This is a genomic window from Parapusillimonas granuli, from assembly GCF_013416525.1.
In the GTDB taxonomy this organism is placed as follows: Bacteria; Pseudomonadota; Gammaproteobacteria; order Burkholderiales; family Burkholderiaceae_B; genus Parapusillimonas; species Parapusillimonas granuli.
Genome location: NZ_JACCEM010000007.1, coordinates 241,201 through 258,345 on the forward strand (window position 1 = coordinate 241,201; position 17,145 = coordinate 258,345).

General features: G+C 66.2%; 18 protein-coding genes. 14 read left to right on the plus strand and 4 right to left on the minus strand.

Translation table 11 applies throughout. The annotated features are described in order from the left end of the window. Window position 1 precedes the first annotated feature (1 nt). The 6 genes from lpxD to H0A72_RS14665 are packed head-to-tail and all read left to right on the plus strand — an operon-like array spanning window position 2 to window position 5,040. Window positions 2-1,096: a UDP-3-O-(3-hydroxymyristoyl)glucosamine N-acyltransferase gene (gene lpxD, locus H0A72_RS14640; RefSeq protein ID WP_180156597.1), complete on the plus strand. Its 1,095-nt coding sequence runs from the start codon at window positions 2-4 to the stop codon at window positions 1,094-1,096. A 31-nt stretch (window positions 1,097-1,127) separates the two neighbouring features. Continuing rightward, on the plus strand, window positions 1,128-1,580 hold the full coding sequence (fabZ, locus tag H0A72_RS14645; protein WP_180156599.1) for a 3-hydroxyacyl-ACP dehydratase FabZ: 453 nt from the start codon (window positions 1,128-1,130) through the stop codon (window positions 1,578-1,580). A gap of 2 nt (window positions 1,581-1,582) precedes the next feature. Next, window positions 1,583-2,377, plus strand: a complete 795-nt coding sequence (gene lpxA / locus H0A72_RS14650) for an acyl-ACP--UDP-N-acetylglucosamine O-acyltransferase (RefSeq protein WP_180156601.1) — start codon at window positions 1,583-1,585, stop codon at window positions 2,375-2,377. Further along, window positions 2,374-3,594, plus strand: coding sequence for a lipid-A-disaccharide synthase (lpxB, locus tag H0A72_RS14655; protein ID WP_180156603.1), 1,221 nt, complete (start codon window positions 2,374-2,376; stop codon window positions 3,592-3,594). The genes lpxA and lpxB overlap by 4 nt, the downstream gene beginning before the upstream one ends. Continuing rightward, window positions 3,581-4,207 (plus strand): ribonuclease HII, encoded by a 627-nt coding sequence (gene rnhB, locus H0A72_RS14660; protein WP_180156605.1) that lies wholly within the window; start codon window positions 3,581-3,583, stop codon window positions 4,205-4,207. The genes lpxB and rnhB overlap by 14 nt, the downstream gene beginning before the upstream one ends. After that, a complete protein-coding gene (locus H0A72_RS14665) occupies window positions 4,204-5,040 on the plus strand; it encodes a TrmH family RNA methyltransferase (protein ID WP_180156607.1) in 837 nt (278 codons plus the stop codon). Before rnhB ends, H0A72_RS14665 begins: the two co-directional genes overlap by 4 nt. A 132-nt stretch (window positions 5,041-5,172) precedes the next feature. Here the strand turns inward: H0A72_RS14665 and ppsR are convergent, their stop codons facing one another. Further along, the gene (gene ppsR, locus H0A72_RS14670) at window positions 5,173-6,006 is read right to left on the minus strand and encodes a posphoenolpyruvate synthetase regulatory kinase/phosphorylase PpsR (protein WP_180156609.1); all 834 of its coding nucleotides are present in this window, start codon (window positions 6,004-6,006) and stop codon (window positions 5,173-5,175) included. A 183-nt stretch (window positions 6,007-6,189) separates the two neighbouring features. Between ppsR and ppsA the strand changes: the two genes are divergently transcribed. After that, window positions 6,190-8,553: a phosphoenolpyruvate synthase gene (gene ppsA, locus H0A72_RS14675; RefSeq protein WP_180156611.1), complete on the plus strand. Its 2,364-nt coding sequence runs from the start codon at window positions 6,190-6,192 to the stop codon at window positions 8,551-8,553. Between the two features lie 94 nt (window positions 8,554-8,647). After that, window positions 8,648-9,400: a methylated-DNA--[protein]-cysteine S-methyltransferase gene (locus H0A72_RS14680; protein WP_246436813.1), complete on the plus strand. Its 753-nt coding sequence runs from the start codon at window positions 8,648-8,650 to the stop codon at window positions 9,398-9,400. On the opposite strand, the gene smpB is transcribed toward H0A72_RS14680, so the two are convergent. Beyond that, window positions 9,397-9,864: an SsrA-binding protein SmpB gene (gene smpB / locus H0A72_RS14685; RefSeq protein ID WP_180156613.1), complete on the minus strand. Its 468-nt coding sequence runs from the start codon at window positions 9,862-9,864 to the stop codon at window positions 9,397-9,399. The genes H0A72_RS14680 and smpB overlap by 4 nt on opposite strands. Window positions 9,865-9,924: 60 nt before the next feature. Between smpB and H0A72_RS14690 the strand changes: the two genes are divergently transcribed. The 5 genes from H0A72_RS14690 to mmsB all read left to right on the plus strand — a co-directional run bounded on the left by H0A72_RS14690 (window position 9,925) and on the right by mmsB (window position 14,103). After that, complete coding sequence (locus tag H0A72_RS14690; RefSeq protein ID WP_180156615.1) at window positions 9,925-10,359, plus strand: type II toxin-antitoxin system RatA family toxin; 435 nt, start codon at window positions 9,925-9,927, stop codon at window positions 10,357-10,359. Window positions 10,360-10,375: 16 nt separating this feature from the next. Continuing rightward, entirely contained in the window at window positions 10,376-10,756 is a 381-nt protein-coding gene (locus H0A72_RS14695) for an RnfH family protein (RefSeq protein ID WP_343060119.1), read from the plus strand. Between the two features lie 120 nt (window positions 10,757-10,876). Next, the gene (locus tag H0A72_RS14700; protein WP_180156617.1) at window positions 10,877-12,031 is read left to right on the plus strand and encodes an acyl-CoA dehydrogenase family protein; all 1,155 of its coding nucleotides are present in this window, start codon (window positions 10,877-10,879) and stop codon (window positions 12,029-12,031) included. Next, window positions 12,028-13,170 (plus strand): enoyl-CoA hydratase/isomerase family protein, encoded by a 1,143-nt coding sequence (locus H0A72_RS14705; protein ID WP_180156619.1) that lies wholly within the window; start codon window positions 12,028-12,030, stop codon window positions 13,168-13,170. The genes H0A72_RS14700 and H0A72_RS14705 overlap by 4 nt, the downstream gene beginning before the upstream one ends. Window positions 13,171-13,209: 39 nt before the next feature. Next, window positions 13,210-14,103, plus strand: a complete 894-nt coding sequence (mmsB, locus tag H0A72_RS14710; RefSeq protein ID WP_180156621.1) for a 3-hydroxyisobutyrate dehydrogenase — start codon at window positions 13,210-13,212, stop codon at window positions 14,101-14,103. An 8-nt stretch (window positions 14,104-14,111) separates the two neighbouring features. Here mmsB and ygfZ read toward each other — a convergent pair whose 3' ends face one another. After that, on the minus strand, window positions 14,112-15,098 hold the full coding sequence (gene ygfZ, locus H0A72_RS14715) for a CAF17-like 4Fe-4S cluster assembly/insertion protein YgfZ (RefSeq protein WP_180156623.1): 987 nt from the start codon (window positions 15,096-15,098) through the stop codon (window positions 14,112-14,114). A gap of 56 nt (window positions 15,099-15,154) precedes the next feature. Between ygfZ and mltG the strand changes: the two genes are divergently transcribed. Further along, window positions 15,155-16,162, plus strand: a complete 1,008-nt coding sequence (gene mltG / locus H0A72_RS14720; protein ID WP_180156625.1) for an endolytic transglycosylase MltG — start codon at window positions 15,155-15,157, stop codon at window positions 16,160-16,162. Between the two features lie 80 nt (window positions 16,163-16,242). Here mltG and H0A72_RS14725 read toward each other — a convergent pair whose 3' ends face one another. Next, a complete protein-coding gene (locus tag H0A72_RS14725) occupies window positions 16,243-17,082 on the minus strand; it encodes a deoxynucleotide monophosphate kinase family protein (protein WP_246436814.1) in 840 nt (279 codons plus the stop codon). Window positions 17,083-17,145 lie beyond the last annotated feature (63 nt).

The following is a 17,145-nucleotide window of genomic DNA, read 5'->3' on the forward strand; positions in this document are numbered from 1 at the left end:
CATGCCGGTACTGTTAGCGCCCGACCAGGCGCCTGCTCTGCACGAACTCCTCGAACAGGCGAATGTTGCGGGCCTGGACTGTAAACCGGCCGATTCCGACGACAAGCCCGAACCCCGCATACGGGGTTTGGGCTCGCTTTCGTCCGCGGGGCCGTCGGAAATCAGCTTCCTGTCCAATCCCAAGCTGCACGGGCAGTTGCTCGAATGCCGCGCGGCGGCGGTCATCATGACCGAAGCCGCCTTCCAGGCGCTGCCGGAAGGCGACTACCCCTACCGCATCGTGCTGTGCAGCCAGCCCTACCTCATGTATGCCTTGCTGGCGCAATGGTTCGACCAGCACAGGCTCCGCGGCCTGGAACGCGGCATACATCCGTCGGCGGTCATTGCGCCGTCGGCCGTCATCGGCGAAGGCGTCAGCATCGGGCCCTTGTGCGTGGTCGAAGAAGGCGTGAGCATAGGCAAGGGCAGCCGCCTCGGGCCGGGCTGCATCGTCGGCGCCAATTCACGCATCGGCAGCGACTGCCTGCTGCACGCGCGGGTCACCCTGTACCATGGCGTCAAGATCGGCGACCGGGCCATTCTGCATTCCGGCTGCGTGCTGGGCGCCGACGGTTTCGGCTTCGCCCCCGATCCGCGCGCCGACACCGGCGCATGGGCCAAGATCGCCCAGATCGGCGGCGTCTCGATCGGCAACGACGTCGAAATCGGCGCCAACACCACGGTCGATCGCGGGGCGCTGGAAGACACCGTGCTCGGCAACGGCGTCAAGCTCGACAACCAGATCATGATCGGCCACAACGTCAGGGTGGGGGACCACACCGCCATGGCGGCCTGCGTGGGCGTCGCCGGGTCCACCGTCATCGGCGCGCGCTGCACCATCGCCGGCGCGGCCATGCTGTCGGGCCACCTGGTCCTGGGCGACGACGTCCACGTTTCGGGGGGAACGGCGATCACGTCCAGCATCGCCAAGCCGGGGCGCTATACGGGGGTCTATCCCTTTGCGGAGCACACCCTGTGGCAGCGCAACGCCGCGGTGCTGGCGCAGCTCGCACAGCTGCGGCGGCGCCTGAAGGCGCTGGAAACGACGAAGTCTTAAATCAAAGAAAAAATCGCAGGATACAAAAGAAATGGAACTCGACATCAAACAGATCATGGAACGGCTGCCGCATCGCTATCCGATGCTGCTCGTGGACCGTGTCATCGAAATGGTTCCGGGCAAGAGCATCGTCGCCATCAAGAACGTGACCCTGAACGAGCCATTCTTTACAGGGCATTTTCCGCATCATCCGGTCATGCCGGGCGTGCTCATCATCGAAGCCCTGGCCCAGGCCGCCGCGCTGTTCTCCTTCGAGGGCGAAGACGACGTCTCGCCCGCCGATCACAAGATCGCCTACTACCTGGTGGGCGTGGACGGCGCCCGCTTCAGGCGCCCGGTGGTGCCGGGCGACCAGCTGCGCCTGGAAGCCACGGCCGACCGGATCAGCCGGTCCATCTGTAAATACACGGCCAAGGCCACCGTCGACGGGCAACTGGTCGCCGAAGCCAAGATCATGTGCGCCATACGGGTGCTGGAAGAATAGGGATGGCGAACCATATCCATCCCACGGCCATCGTCGCGCCGGGGGCCAGGATCGCTGGCGACGCCAGCATCGGGCCCTATAGCATCATCGGCGAGAACGTCGTGATCGGCCCCGGCACGACCGTGGGCCCGCACTGCGTCATCGACGGCCACACCACCATAGGCGCGAACAACAACTTCTATCGTTTCTGCTCCATCGGCGGCGTTCCCCAAGACAAAAAATACCGCGGCGAACCGACGCGGCTGGAAATCGGCGACGGCAACACCATACGCGAGTACGTCACCATCAACACCGGGACCGCCCAGGACGTGGGCGTGACCCGCCTGGGCGACGACAACTGGATCATGGCCTATGTGCACATCGCGCACGATTGCCAGATCGGCAGCCACACCGTCATCGCCAACGGAGTCCAGCTGGCCGGGCACATCCACATCGGCGACTGGGCCATCATGGGCGGCCTGTCGGCCGCCCACCAGTTCGTGCGCATCGGGGCCCACACCATGGTCGGCGGCACCAGCTCCATCCGCCAGGACATCCCGCCGTATCTGATCGGCGCGGGCGACCCTTTCCGCCCCGTGGGCATCAATTCCGAAGGCCTCAGCCGCCGCGGCTTCTCGCCCGAATCGATCGCGGCGCTGAAGGAGGCCTACAAGCTTCTGTACCGGCGCAATCTCAAGGTCGAGGAAGCCTGCGAGAAAATACGCGAATTGCAGCACGAAAAACCCGAAGCGGCCGCCGCCCTGCAGCCCCTGATCGACTTCCTCGCCGCCTCGACGCGAGGCATCGTGCGCTCATGACCTTGCGCCTGGGCATGGTCGCGGGCGAGCCTTCGGGCGACCTGCTGGCCGCCCGCATCATGCAAGGGGTCCGGCAGCGGGTGAGCCCAAGCCACTACGAAGGAATCGGCGGGCCCGCCATGCGGGCCGAGGGCCTGGACGCCTGGCACGACATGCGGGCGCTCACAGTGTTCGGCTATGTCGATGCCTTCAAGCGCCTGCCCAGCCTGCTGCACACGTATTTCGACGTGAAGAAGCGCTGGCTGTCGTGCAAGCCCGACGTGTTCGTCGGCATCGACGCGCCCGATTTCAACCTCAGGCTGGAACTGCAGCTGAAGCAGGCCGGCGTTCCCACGGTGCATTTCGTGGGCCCGTCCATCTGGGCCTGGCGCTACGAACGCATCCACAAGATACGCGCCGCCGTGTCCCACATGCTGGTGCTGTTTCCCTTCGAAGAGGAAATCTACCAGAAGGAAGGGGTGCCGGTGACCTATGTCGGCCATCCGCTGGCCCAGGTCATCCCCATGCGGCCGGACCAGGCCGGCGCGCGGCGATACCTGGGCGTGGACGGCGAGGCCAGGGTCCTGGCCGTCATGCCCGGCAGCCGCTCGTCCGAGATCCGCCTGCTGGCGCCGCGTTTCCTGCAGGCCGCGCAATTGCTGGCGCGCCGCGATCCGGCCCTGCAAATCCTCGTGCCCATGGTGAACGGCGAGCGCAGGCTGGAATTCGAGGCCTGGCTGCGCCGCCATCCCGTGCCCAACTGCCGCATCATCGACGGCGGCTATCGGCCCCAGGGCGCCATGGCCGAGGGCGAATCTGCGGCCCGCGCCGCCCGTCCCGCCGCCTGGAACGTCATGGAAGCGGCCGACGCGGTGCTGGTCGCCAGCGGCACCGCAACCCTGGAAGCCGCCCTGTTCAAGCGGCCCATGGTGATTTCCTACGTGCTGTCGCCCACGATGCGGCGTATGATGGAATGGAAATCCGGCCAGGCCCGGCCTTACGTGCCCTGGGTCGGGCTGCCCAACGTCCTGGCGCGGGATTTCGTGGTGCCCGAGCTCCTTCAGGAGGCGGCCACGCCGCAGGCGCTGGCCGACGCCGCCTGGAAGGCGCTGACGGATACGGTCTACGGCGGCCGGGTCGCCGAGCGGTTCACGCAAATCCACGAATCCCTGAACCGCGATACGCCGGCCCTGGCGGCGCGCGCCATCGTCGAACAATTGCAGCATGGAACAGGTTGATCTTTTCGCGTCCCTACATGTACCCGCCGACCGGATCGCCGGCATCGACGAAGCGGGGCGGGGGCCGCTCGCGGGCCCCGTGTTCGCCGCGGCCGTCATCCTGGACCCGGGCCGGCCCATCAAGGGCCTGGACGACTCCAAGAAACTGACGGCGGCCAGGCGCAGCGAATTGAGCCTGGAGATCCGCGAATTTGCCCTCGCCTGGTGCGTGGCCAGCGCCAGCGTCGAGGAAATCGACCGGCTGAACATCCTGCAGGCCACCATGCTCGCGATGCGGCGCGCCTGCGCGGGCCTGGCCGTGGCGCCGCTGCAGGCGCTGATCGACGGCAACCAGCTGCCGCGCGGCCTGTCCTGCCCGGCGCAGGCCATCATCGGCGGCGACGCCTCCCAGGCCTCGATCTCGGCCGCGTCCATCCTGGCCAAGACGGCGCGCGATGCGGACTGCCTGCTGTTGCACGAAGCCCATCCCGCATACGGCTTCGACCAGAACAAGGGCTATGGCACCGCGCTCCATCTGGAACGGCTGCGGGCGCACGGCCCTTGTCCGGCGCACCGGCGCAGTTTCGCTCCCGTGCGCCGGCTGCTGGAACCCCTGGCCGAGGCGGGCCGGTGAAGCTGGTCAGCTCGCGCGACAATCCGCTGTACAAGCGCCTGCTGAAGGTGGCCGGCGGCAAGCGCGACCCGGCCGCCGACCGTTCCGAGGCGGGCTACCGGGTCTTGCTGGAAGGCATACACTTGTGCCAGTCCTGGCTGGAGCACGCCGGCGAGCCCGAGTTGGCCCTGTTCGATGCACTGAGGCTGGAATCCCATGAAGAACTGCGGGCGCTGGCGCGCAAGCTGCGGTCCGAAGCCTGCATCGGCCTGGACCCCAGGCTGGCCGCGGGTCTGTCCCAGGTGGGCCATGGGCAGGGCGTGTATTTCCTGGTCCGCGCCCCGGCGCCCGAACAGCCGGCGCGCATCGACCACAATTGCATCTGGCTGGACCGCATCCAGGATCCCGGCAACGTCGGCACGCTGCTGCGCACGGCCGCGGCGGCCGGCCTGCGCCACGCCTATCTGTCGCCGGGATGCGCCGCCGCCTGGTCGGCCAAGGTGCTGCGCAGCGCCCAGGGCGCGCATTTCGCGCTGTCCATACACGAGCACGTCGATCTGCAAGCCGCCTGCGACAGGCTGCGCGTTCCGCTGGTGGCGACCGCACTGAGCGACGCCGCTTCGCTCTATGCCGCGCAGCTGCCGCGCGACTGCGCCTGGGTGCTGGGCAACGAGGGGCAGGGCGTCGCCGCCGAACTGCTCGCGCGTGCGGATCTCAGGGTGTTCGTTCCCCAGGCGGAAAACGTGGAGTCGCTGAACGTGGCGGTGGCCGCGGGCGTGTGCCTGTTCGAGCAGCGCCGGCAGTGGGTTCATTCGCCACGGAACGCATCCGCAGGCCGCTCTGCTGGTGTTTGAGCGGCGTTGTGCTGAGGAGCGCTTGGTTGGCAGCGAGTGAGCGAGCGCGATGCCGCCTACCGCACCATGCCCGCAGCATGGCTCCAGCTCTCACCGCCTGCGCGCATGCAGGCGGTGAGAGTTGAAAGCGCTCTAATACATCCGCCGATTCAGGCCGATCTCGGCCAGCACCTTGGACGAGATTTCCTCGATCGACTTGGTGGTGGTAGACAGCCAGGGAATGTTTTCCATGCGCATCAGGCGCTCGGCTTCGGCCACCTCATGCCGGCATTGCTTGATGGACGCGTACTGGCTGTTGGGCCGGCGTTCATTGCGCACTTCGGCCAGGCGCGACGGCAGGATGGAAAGGCCGAACAGCTTTTTGCGGAAGGGCAGAAGCGTGGCCGGCAGCGAGCCGCGATCGAAGTCTTCGGGGATCAGCGGGAAATTGGCCGCCTTCACCGCGTACTGCATCGCCAGGTAAAGGCTGGTCGGCGTCTTGCCGCAGCGCGACACGCCGACCAGGATGACGTCGGCTTCCTCCAGGCCATGGATGAACTGGCCGTCGTCGTGGGCCAGGCTGAAGTTGATGGCTTCGATGCGGTCGTGGTATTGCTTGGTGAGCCCGCCCATGTGCGAGCGGCCCACGGAATGGCTGGACTTCATGCCCAGCGCGGTTTCGATGTGCTGGACGAAAGTGCCGAAGAGATCCAGAAACGTGCAGTTGGCGCTGCGGATCTCGTGCGCGATGTCCTGGTTCACCAGCGTGCTGAACACCAGGGGCGGCGCGCCTTGCTCGTCCGCGCAGCGGTTGATGCGCACGGCGGCGGCGGCGGCTTTTTCCAGGGTGTCCAGGAAGGGAATGCGGATGGCCTCGAATTTGACCTGCTCGAATTGGGACAATACCGAATTGCTGAAAGTTTCAGCCGTAATGCCCGTGCTATCTGAAACGACGAAAACAGTGCGTTCAATCAAAGGTGCTGACATGGAATAAACTTGGAGTGCAGGGTGGGCCAGAAAAGGTACAATCATCGAAGGTTAACAGTCACCGTACCAGCAAGGCAAGGCTGGTTTGCTTAGTACGCCGCCGCAAGGGGTCAAGCCCCTGTACCGCATCAGGGGCGCGCATTAAGCAAACAAGCTTTCTTTATATTAGTCAAAGGTGACTTTATGTCTTATGTAGTATCTTTCGAGCAGCTCCGCATGACGGATGTCGACTCGGTAGGAGGTAAAAACGCATCGCTAGGTGAAATGATCAGTCAGTTGGCCGGGGCCGGCGTCCGGGTTCCCGGCGGTTTCGCGACCACGGCTGACGCATTTCGCGAGTTCCTGAAATCCACCTCGCTGGACCAGCGCATCGCCGACCGCCTCAGCACGCTCAATTCCGAAGACGTGCGCGAGCTGGCCAGCGCCGGCGCCGAGATCCGCCAATGGATCATCGACACTCCCTTCCCGCCTGAACTCGAGCAAGCCATACGCAGCGCTTTCGCCGAGCTCGACGCCGACGGTAAGGGCTCGTTCGCCGTGCGCTCGTCCGCCACGGCGGAGGACTTGCCCGACGCGTCGTTCGCGGGCCAGCAGGAAACCTTCCTGAACGTGGTCGGCATCGAAGAAGTCCTGGAAAAGATCCGCCACGTCTTCGCTTCGCTGTACAACGACCGCGCCATTTCCTACCGCGTGCACAAGGGCTATGCCCACGGCGACGTCGCCCTGTCGGCCGGCATCCAGCGCATGGTCAGGTCCGACCGCGGCAGCGCCGGCGTGATGTTCACGCTCGACACCGAATCCGGCTTCAACGATGTCGTCTTCATCACCTCGTCCTACGGGCTGGGCGAAACCGTGGTGCAGGGCGCCGTCAACCCCGACGAATTCTACGTCTTCAAGCCCACGCTGGCCTCGGGCCACTATCCCATCATCAGCCGTCGCATCGGCTCCAAGCTGATCAAGATGGAATTCGACCCCGAGCGCAAGTCCGGCCACGCCGTGCGCACCGTCGACGTGCCCGTGTCCGAGCGCAACCGCTATTCGCTCACCGATGAAGAAGTCATCGAACTCGCCCGCTACGCCGTCATCATCGAGAACCACTACAAGCGCCCCATGGACATCGAATGGGGCCGGGACGGCATGGACGGCAAGATCTACATCCTTCAGGCCCGCCCCGAAACCGTCAAATCCCAGCAGCATCATGCCGACGTGCAGGAACGCTATCGCCTGAAGGCCACCGGCGAAGTCCTCGTCACCGGCCGGGCGATCGGCCAGAAGATCGGTTCCGGCAAGGTCCGCATCGTGGGCGACATCTCCGAAATGGACCAGGTCAAGGCGGGCGACATCCTGGTCACCGACATGACCGACCCCAACTGGGAACCGGTCATGAAGCTGGCGTCGGCCATCGTCACCAACCGCGGCGGCCGCACCTGCCACGCGGCGATCATCGCGCGTGAACTGGGCATCCCGGCCGTGGTGGGCTGCGCTACCGCGACCGACGTCCTGACCAACGGCAGCGAAGTCACGGTGTCCTGCGCCGAGGGCGACGAAGGCCGCATCTACGACGGCCTGATCGAGACCGAGATCGAAGAAGTGCAGTGGGGCGAGATGCCCGACATCGGCCTGAAGATCATGATGAACGTGGGCAACCCGCAGCTGGCTTTCGACTTCTCGCAGATACCCAACGACGGCGTCGGCCTGGCCAGGCTGGAATTCATCATCAACAACAACATCAACGTCCACCCCAAGGCGGTGCTCGACTACCCCAACGTCGACAGCGAACTGAAGCAGGCGGTGGAGTCGGCCGCCCGGGGCTATGCCAGCCCGCGCGCCTTCTTCGTCGAAAAACTGGCCGAAGGCGTGAGCACGATCGCCGCCGCCTTCTATCCCAAGCCGGTCATCGTGCGCCTGTCCGACTTCAAGTCCAACGAGTATCGCAAGCTGGTCGGCGGCTCGCGCTACGAGCCCGAGGAAGAGAACCCCATGCTGGGCTTCCGCGGCGCATCGCGCTATGTGTCCGAGGACTTCGCCGAGTGCTTCCGCATGGAATGCGAGGCGCTCAAGAAAGTGCGCGATGAAATGGGGCTCACCAATGTCGAGATCATGGTTCCCTTCGTGCGCACCCTGCCGCAGGCCGCCAAGGTGGTGGACCTGCTGGCCAGCCATGGCCTGGAGCGCGGCCGCAACGGCCTGCGCCTGATCATGATGTGCGAAGTGCCGTCCAACGCGATCCTGGCCGAACAGTTCCTGCAGTATTTCGACGGCTTCTCCATCGGCTCCAACGACATGACGCAGCTGACGCTGGGCCTGGACCGCGATTCGGGCATGGAGCTGCTGGCCGCCGATTTCGACGAGCGGGACGAAGCCGTGAAGTTCATGCTGAGCCGCGCCATCCGGGCCTGCCTGGCCGCCGGCAAGTATGTGGGCATCTGCGGCCAGGGCCCCAGCGACCATGCCGACCTGGCGCAATGGCTGCGCGACGAAGGCATTCTGTCGATGTCGCTCAACCCGGATACGGTGGTCGACACCTGGCAGCGCCTGGCCAAGTAAGCGGGCAGGGAGGGGCGCGCGCGGGCCGCGCCCTTTCGCCGCCAGCCCGCGGCGGGCAAGGCGGCCTGCCGCGGGCCCGCAAGAAGAGGCATCCATGGCATATCACGCGCAGTTCGAGACATCCCTGGGAACCATGCTGCTCCGGTCCGACGGCAAGCATCTCACCGGCCTGTTTTTCACCGGCCAGAAAGATTGCCCCAGCCTGCCGGGCCTGCCGCCGGCGCGGCCGGAAAGCCGCGACCCCACCGCCGGCCTCATGGCGGGGCGGCCGATCAAGAGCATCCGGGTGGGAACGCGGCAGGGGGGATTGCGCCTGGACGACGAGGCGCCGGAAGGCTCCGTGCCGCCCGAGGGCGATGCGGCGGTTCCCAGGCCCGCGATTCCGCCGGGTGCGGAATTGCTGCTGATGCAGGACGATACGCCCGCCGAGGCGATCGCGCTGTTCCGCGCCGCGATGGCGGAGCTGGGCGAGTATTTCTCGGGCCAAAGACGTGTCTTCGGTATTCCGCTGAAGCTGGAGGGCAGCGCTTTTCAGCAGGCGGTCTGGCGGGCGCTGCTGGCCATTCCGTATGGAAGCCACGTGTCCTACAGCGATGTGGCGGTGGCGGCGGGCATGAGCGCCCGGCATGTGCGGGCGGTGGGCTCGGCGGTGGGCCGGAACCCGGTGTCCATCATCGTGCCTTGCCATCGTGTGCTGTCGAGCGCGGGGACGCTCAATGGATACACGGGCGGGCTGGATCGCAAGTACGCGCTGTTGCGGCTGGAAGGGGTGCTCGGGCCTGTTGACGCTAAAAAGCAGGCATCACCGGCCCCGGCGTCCGGCGGGGTGCGGGCCCCGAATCCTTAATCATCCCGCCGCTTGTTCCGCGTATCGTGCTTCATGATGCGCTCTTTCTCGCGCGCCCAATCCTTTTCGCGGGCCGAATCGCGCTTGTCGTGCAGCTTCTTGCCCCTGCCCAGCCCAAAATCCAGCTTGACCCGCCCATTCTTGTAGTGCAGATTCAAAGGAACCAGCGTATAGCCGCGCTGCTCCACCTTGCCGATCAGCTTCTTGATCTCGTCCGCCTTCAGCAACAGCTTGCGCGTGCGCGTGGCATTGGGATGAATGTGCGTGGAAGCGGTGGGCAGCGGACTGATGTGCATGCCCAGGATCCAGAGCTCGCCATCACGCACGATGACATAGCTTTCCTTCAACTGGACGTGCCCGGCCCTGATGGCTTTTACCTCCCAGCCCTCCAGCACGAGACCGGCCTCGAACCGTTCCTCGATGAAGTAGTCGTGCGTTGCTTTGCGGTTATCGACGATGCTCATGAATCAACAATAAAGTTTTAAACTGTAAAATCAATACATTCTATCCATTAACTCCCTTCGATGCATAAAGTACAGCGTTCCGTTCTTGTTCCTCACAGCAATGCGCAAATGTTCGACCTGGTCGCCGACGTCGCCAGCTATCCGCAGTTCATGCCCTGGTGCGGCGGCGCCGTCGTCCACCGGCAAGACGAACAAGGCATGGAAGCCTCCATCACCATCAGCATCGCCGGCATCAAGCAGACCTTCACCACCCGCAACGACCACCAATACCCGCGGCTGATCACCTTCCATCTCGTCGACGGCCCATTCTCCATGCTGACGGGCACCTGGGAATTCCAGGAGCTGGCCGCCGATGCGTGCAAAGTCGTCTACACCATGGAATACGCGTTTTCCAGCCGCGCGCTCGAAGCGGTCGTGGGCCCCATCTTCAATCGCATCGCCACCAGCTTCATAGACTCCTTCACGCAGCGCGCGCAAGCGGTCTACGGCGAATGACGCCGGGCGGCACGGAATGAGCGGCGCGACGGCGATGGGCATGATCCGGGTGGAGCTCGTGTACGCCCAGCCCGCGTCCGTCTGGCGCCGGCCGCTGCTGCTGCCACCGGGCAGCACGGTGGGGGAGGCCGTTGCGGCATCGGGGTTCGCGGATTCGTTTCCCGAATACCCCATGCATGAGCTCAAGGTCGGCGTGTATGGCCAGCTTTGCGACAGCGGGCGCGAGCTGGCGGACCTGGATCGCGTCGAGATCTACCGGCCCCTGGTGTTCGATCCGATGGAATCGCGCCGCCGCCGCGCGCTGCACCGCAAGGCGTTCATGACCAAGTCCAAGAATCGCCCGCGGCGGCGCAAGGCGCGGATCGCCGCGGGACTGCTGCCGCCCGATCCGGAATGAGCGTCCTTGGCGCCCACCGCCCCGCGGCAGGCGAAATTGTCGCGTCATTGACAAATAAGCCTATGATATTGCGCTAATGTGCAGGTGAAACAGTCATGCCAACGACAAGGAGACCGCGACATGGATTTCCGTCTCAGCGACGAACAACAGGCTTTCGCCCAGGCGGCGCGCGATTTCGCGCTCGGTGAACTCGAACCCCACGCGGCCCGCTGGGACGCGGAAGGGATATTCCCGCGTGAAACCTTCGCCAAGGCGGGCAAGCTGGGGTTTTGTTCCATCTATGCGCCCGAATGCATCGGCGGCCTGGGCCTTCCCAGGCTCGACGCCACCCTGGTCTTCGAGGAAATGGCGGCGGTGGACCCTTCCACGACGGCCTTCCTGACCATCCACAACATGGCGACATGGATGATCGGCAGCTGGGGCGGTCCGCGCCTGCGCGACGACTGGGGCCTCTTGCTGGCCAGCGGCGAAAAACTCGCCTCGTACTGCCTGACCGAGCCCGGATCGGGGTCGGACGCCGCGTCGCTGGCGACGCGCGCCGAGAAATCCGGCGGCGCCTACGTGCTGAACGGCTCCAAGGCCTTCATTTCGGGCGCGGGCGACACCGACATCCTGGTGGTCATGGCCCGCAGCGGGGCGGCCGGGCCGGGGGGCATCTCGGCGTTCGCCGTCCCGGCGGACACGCCCGGCATCAGCTACGGCCGCAAGGAAAACAAAATGGGCTGGAACAGCCAGCCCACCCGTCCCATCGTCTTCGAGAATGTCCGGGTGCCCGAGGAATACCGCCTGGGCGAAGAGGGCGAAGGCTTCCGCTTTGCCATGAAGGGGCTGGACGGCGGGCGCATCAACATCGCCACCTGCTCGGTGGGCGCCGCCCAGGGGGCCTATGATGCCGCACGGTGGTACATGGGCGAAAGGCGCCAGTTCGGGCGCGCCCTGGCGGAATTCCAGGCCTTGCAGTTCAAGCTGGCCGACATGGTCACGCACATCGTCGCGGCGCGGCAGATGGTCCGGCTGGCGGCCGCGAAGCTGGACGAGGGCGACCCGCAGGCGCCCAGCTATTGCGCCATGGCCAAGCGCCTGGCCACCGACTTGTGCTTCCAGGCATGCCTGGATGCGCAGCAGATGCACGGCGGCTACGGCTACCTGAAGGACTACCCGCTGGAAAGACTGGTGCGCGACACGCGCGTGCATCAGATTCTGGAAGGCACCAATGAAATCATGCGCGTCATCATCGCGCGCCAGATACTGGAAAAAGGAGTGGACATCCGATGACTTCCCCCGTGCTGTTCGAAGAAATCGCCACCGCCGGAGGCCGCAAAGCGGGCCTGGCCACGCTCAACAGCCCCCAGACGCTCAACGGGCTGTCGCTCGCCATGTGCAAGAGCCTGGCGAGCCGGCTGGATCAGTGGGAATCCGATCCCGCGATCGCCTTCGTCATGCTGCGCGGCGCCGGCGACAAGGCCTTCAGCGCCGGCGGCGATCTGCACGGCCTGTACAAGGCCATGCAGGACAACGCGCAGGGCGATCCCTGGGCCAATGCGCTCGCCCGGGAATTCTTCGAGGTGGAATATCGGCTGGACTACCGCATACACACTTACGCCAAACCCATATTGTGCTGGGGCAGCGGCATCGTCATGGGCGGCGGGGTGGGCCTGATGATGGGCGCGAGCCATCGGGTGGCAACCGAAACCACGCGTTTCGCCATGCCCGAGATCTCGATCGGGCTGTTCCCCGACGTCGGCGGAACCTGGATGCTCTCGCGCCTGCCCGGCGGGGTCGGGAACTTCCTGGCGCTCACCGGCGCGCAGCTGGGCGCCGACGACTGCCTGGCATTCGGGTTGGCCGACTACGCCATGCGCAGCGACGGCTGGGGCGCGTTGCTGGCGCGCATCCAGGCCGCGACCTGGCCCGAGTCCCCGGCGGCGGCCGCCCAGCAGCTGCGCGGCATCCTGCTCGAATCCGAAAACGGCCACGAATGGCAGCCCGGCCCCTTGCGGCGGAATCTGCAGGCCGTGCGCCATGCCTGCGACGGCGCCGATTTCCTGGCCGTCTGCCGGAACGTCTCGGCCTGGGCGGGCAGCGAGGACCCGTGGCTGAAGCGCGCGGCGGCCACCTTCCTGGCGGGTTCGCCGGGGTCGGCCCGCCTGAGCTTCACGCTGCTGCGCCGGGCGCGCCTGATGTCGCTGGCCGACGTATTCCGCCAGGAATACATCGCGGCGCTGCAGTGCGGCGTCCAGGGCGATTTCCAGGAAGGCATACGCGCCTTGCTGGTCGACAAGGACAAGCAGCCCAAATGGAATCCGTCCAGCGTGGAACACGCCACGGACGCCTGGGTCCAGCGTTATTTCCAGCCGCCGTGGCCGGCGGGGCACGCGCATCCCCTGGCCGACCTGGGGCGATCGGCCGGCTGAACGCCGGCCGGCATTCATCAATCAATCAAGGAGATGGGTATGAGCCGTATCGCATTCATCGGGCTGGGCAACATGGGCGCGCCCATGGCGCGCAACCTGCTCAAGGCCGGGCATGAACTGGTGGTGTTCGACCTGGTGCCCGCCGCCGTCCAGGCTCTGGCCGAAGCCGGCGCGCGCGCCGGCGCATCCGCCACCGAAAGCGTGCGCGGCGCCGACGTCGTGGTCACCATGCTGCCGGCCAGCCGGCACGTCGAAAGCCTGTACCTGGGCGAACCCGCGCTGCTGGACCACATCGCCGAGAACACCCTGGTGCTGGAGTGCAGCACCATTGCGCCGGATTCCGCACGCAAGGTCGCCCATGCGGCGTCGGAGCGCGGCATACGCATGGTGGACGCGCCGGTTTCGGGCGGCACGGCCGGCGCGGTGGCGGGCACGCTGACATTCATCGTCGGCGGCGAGGCCGAGCATCTGGAGGCGGCCCGGCCTTATCTGGAAAAAATGGGCAAGAACATCTTCCATGCGGGCGCGGCGGGCGCGGGGCAGGTGGCCAAGATCTGCAACAACATGCTGCTGGGCATCCTGATGGCAGGCACGTCCGAGGCCTTGGCCCTCGGCGCGGCCAATGGCCTGGACCCCAAAGTGCTGTCCGACATCATCGCCAAGAGCTCGGGCCGGAACTGGGCGACGGAGCTCTACAACCCCTGGCCGGGAGTCATGGACGACGTCCCCGCGTCGAAAGGCTATGCGGGCGGCTTTGGCGTGGATTTGATGCTGAAGGACCTGGGGCTGGCGGCGGAGGCCGCCTTGACCACCAAGGCGAGCACTCCGCTGGGGGAATTGGCCAGGAATCTATATTCTCTGCATAGCGCGGGAGGGCACGGCGGGCTCGATTTCTCCAGCATACTGAAGCTGTATCGCAAAGGCGAGGGGTAGGCCGCCCGTCACCCCGGCCCAAACGCATAAGGCAGATCCCGCAGCTGCAGGCCCGGCCCTTCCGCCGAAGCCAGCCGGAAGTCCGCCGACCCCAGGTCGGCCAGCTGGACTTCCATCAGCACGTGCACCGCGCCATCGGCCCCCGGCGCCGCATTGACGACACGCCCGCAAGGCGCGCCGGGCCGGTTGCCGTCGAAGAGGTCGACACCGGCGAGAGCGCCCGGATCGATGCCGGACGACGCCTCGGCCACCGCATATGCCATGCGGCGCTTGACCGTTCCCCGGTAATGGCTGCGCGCCACCACCTCCTGCCCTGGATAGCAGCCCTTGCTGAAACTGACGCCCTGGATGAGGTCCAGGTTGAGGGTTTGGGGGATGAACAAATCCTGGGTCGCGGCCTGTACCCAGGGCAGCCCGGCGGCGATGTCGGCGGCCTGCCATGCGCCGGGGCGGCCGTCGCGTTCCCCGGCAAGGTCCGGCCCGCGCCGGCATTCGGAGACCAGCCACCAGCGCGCCGCGCCGTTCACCGCGGGTGCGGAGACCCAGCTGCCTTGGGCGTCGTGCAGGACGGACCAGGGCGCGGCGGGCGGCGGGAGAGCGAGAGCCGTATCCGCATGGGCTTCCAGGCGGCCGGACTGCGCCGGCGGGAAGGCCGACGCCGGCATGACGCCATGCGCCTTCAGCGGCGTCAGGCTCAGCTTGACCTTGGCGCGCAGCACGAACATGGACAAGCGCTTCAGCAGGTTCTCGGCCAGGTCCGCCTTGACCAGCATATTGAGCGCGGCGCCCTCCGGAGAGGCCGGGCGCCACACCACCATGCTGGCCAGCAGCCGGCCCTTGGCCGTGCAATAGCCGGCCAGGCAGGCGCGGCCGCCGTCCAGGACGGCGACGTCGTTGGTCAGCTGCCCTTGAAGAAAGGATGCGGCGTCATCGCCGCGCGCCTCGATGACCGCGAGGTCGGGCAGGGGAAAAACGAAACCGGGAAATGAAGTCATGAACTGCTGCTCTTGCAAAAACTGGATGCTCTCGTAGCGTTTATGATAATGGCCTCATGAAAAAACTCAAATCCGCCATTCTCTTCCTGCTCCTTGCCGCCGTGCTGGGCGCCGCCGCCATCACCGGCTATGCCTGGTACTGGGCCGAGCACCCCGTCGAGATGGAGCACGATCGCATCGACTACATCGTCGAATCGGGCAGCCGGCCGCGCGCGATCGCCCGCGGCATGCGCGAGGCCGGCATAGACATACACGAGGACGGCTTCGTCCTGCTGTCCCGCCTGACGGGCAGCGACAAGCTCCTGCAGGCGGGCGCCTACGAGGCCGTCCGGGGCGATACGCCGCGCAAGCTGCTCGAACGGATGGCCAGCGGCGACATGACGCAGACCCGCTTGACGCTGGTGGAGGGCTGGACCTACCAGCGCATACGCCAGACGCTGCGCGAGCACCCGCAGGTGAAGCAGACCTTGGGGGATATCTCCGACGAGGACTTGCTCAAGCGCCTGGGCTCCGGCCACGGCAGCCCGGAAGGCCTGTTCCACCCGGACACCTATGTGTTCGTGCCGGGCTCCAGCGATTTCGACATCCTGCGCCGCGCCTATGAGGCGCAAGCCGGCATGCTGGGCAGAATGTGGGAGGAGCGCGACCCGCAGCTGCCGCTCAAGTCCCCCTACGAAGCGCTCATCCTGGCGTCCATCGTGGAGAAAGAAACGGGGCACAGCGAAGACCGCCGGCGCGTGGCGGGCGTCTTCATCAATCGGCTGCGCGTCGGCATGCCTTTGCAAACCGACCCCACCGTCATCTACGGCATGGGCGACGCCTACCAGGGCCGCATCCGCAAAACGGACCTGACCACCGACACGCCCTGGAACACCTACACCCGTCCGGGCCTACCGCCCACGCCCATTGCAAGCCCGGGGCGGGCGGCGCTGCTTGCCAGCCTGCATCCGGAAGAGCACAAATTCTTTTACTTCGTCGCCCGCGGCGACGGCACCAGCGAGTTCTCGACCAACCTCGCCGCGCACAACCGGGCCGTCGCCAAATACATATTGAAGCGGCCGTAAGGGTCAAGGCGCCTCAGCGACGGCGGGCAAGCCGTCCGGGAGGTGCCATGCACCGCCCGCCGCCCCGCCACAAAAGAAGCTCAGCCGGCCCGGGCCTTGCGCCAGGCCTGTTCCACTTGGCGGGCGAGCTGATCCAGCGTGCCGTTGTTGTCGATCACGACGTCGCCGGGCGCGATGGCGATGCCATGCTCCGAAGAATGATCGTCGATGCGCCGCGTACTGCGTCGGATGTGCCAGACCTGGCCGCCGCGCCGGCGGATATAGCCGGCCTCGTTCTCGAAACGGATGTCCTTCAGGACGAGGACATCGGTATGCGGCTCGATGCGGGCGCGGCGGGTGGGCGGCGTCACCGGAAGCGCGCGCCGGCGCTCCATGAAGTCCGGATAATCGCTCAGCGCGTAACGCCGCAGCAGGCCGAACATGGCATTGGGCGTCATGCGCCAAAAGAGGTCTTCGACATCGCCGGCTTCCCGCTCCCAGGTCTGTGCGGCCGACAAGCCGAATATGGCCTGGGCGCCCAGCCTGAACACCGCATCGGGGTCGCCCAGGCGCGCGCCGCCGGCATCGTGGCCATGCGCCGGGCAGAGCAGCTCGCGCTCCGCGCGCATCAGCCAATGGTCCGGGTCGTGGCCGCGCATCCATTCGGTGCCGACGCGCTGGAACAGCCGGCGCGGGGACCGCCGCCAGCGCTCTATGGCGATTTCCTTGCATTCATCGCCCCAAGCCTGTTCGTCCGACAGCCCGAACAGCACTTGGCAGCCCGCCTTCAGCGGGTCCGCGAGCGCATAGGCGGCAACCCCGCCATGTTCGAGCAGCATGCCCGCGACGGTGTCCTTGCCCGATCTGGCCAGCGCGGCCAGACCGATGATGCGTTTCTTGGAAGAGGGGGAATAGGCGCTCGTCATACCAGGCGTGTCCATGCGATGCCCGCCATTTTACAGAGCGCGAATATAATCGGAAGATGCTTATTTCCCACCGACCCG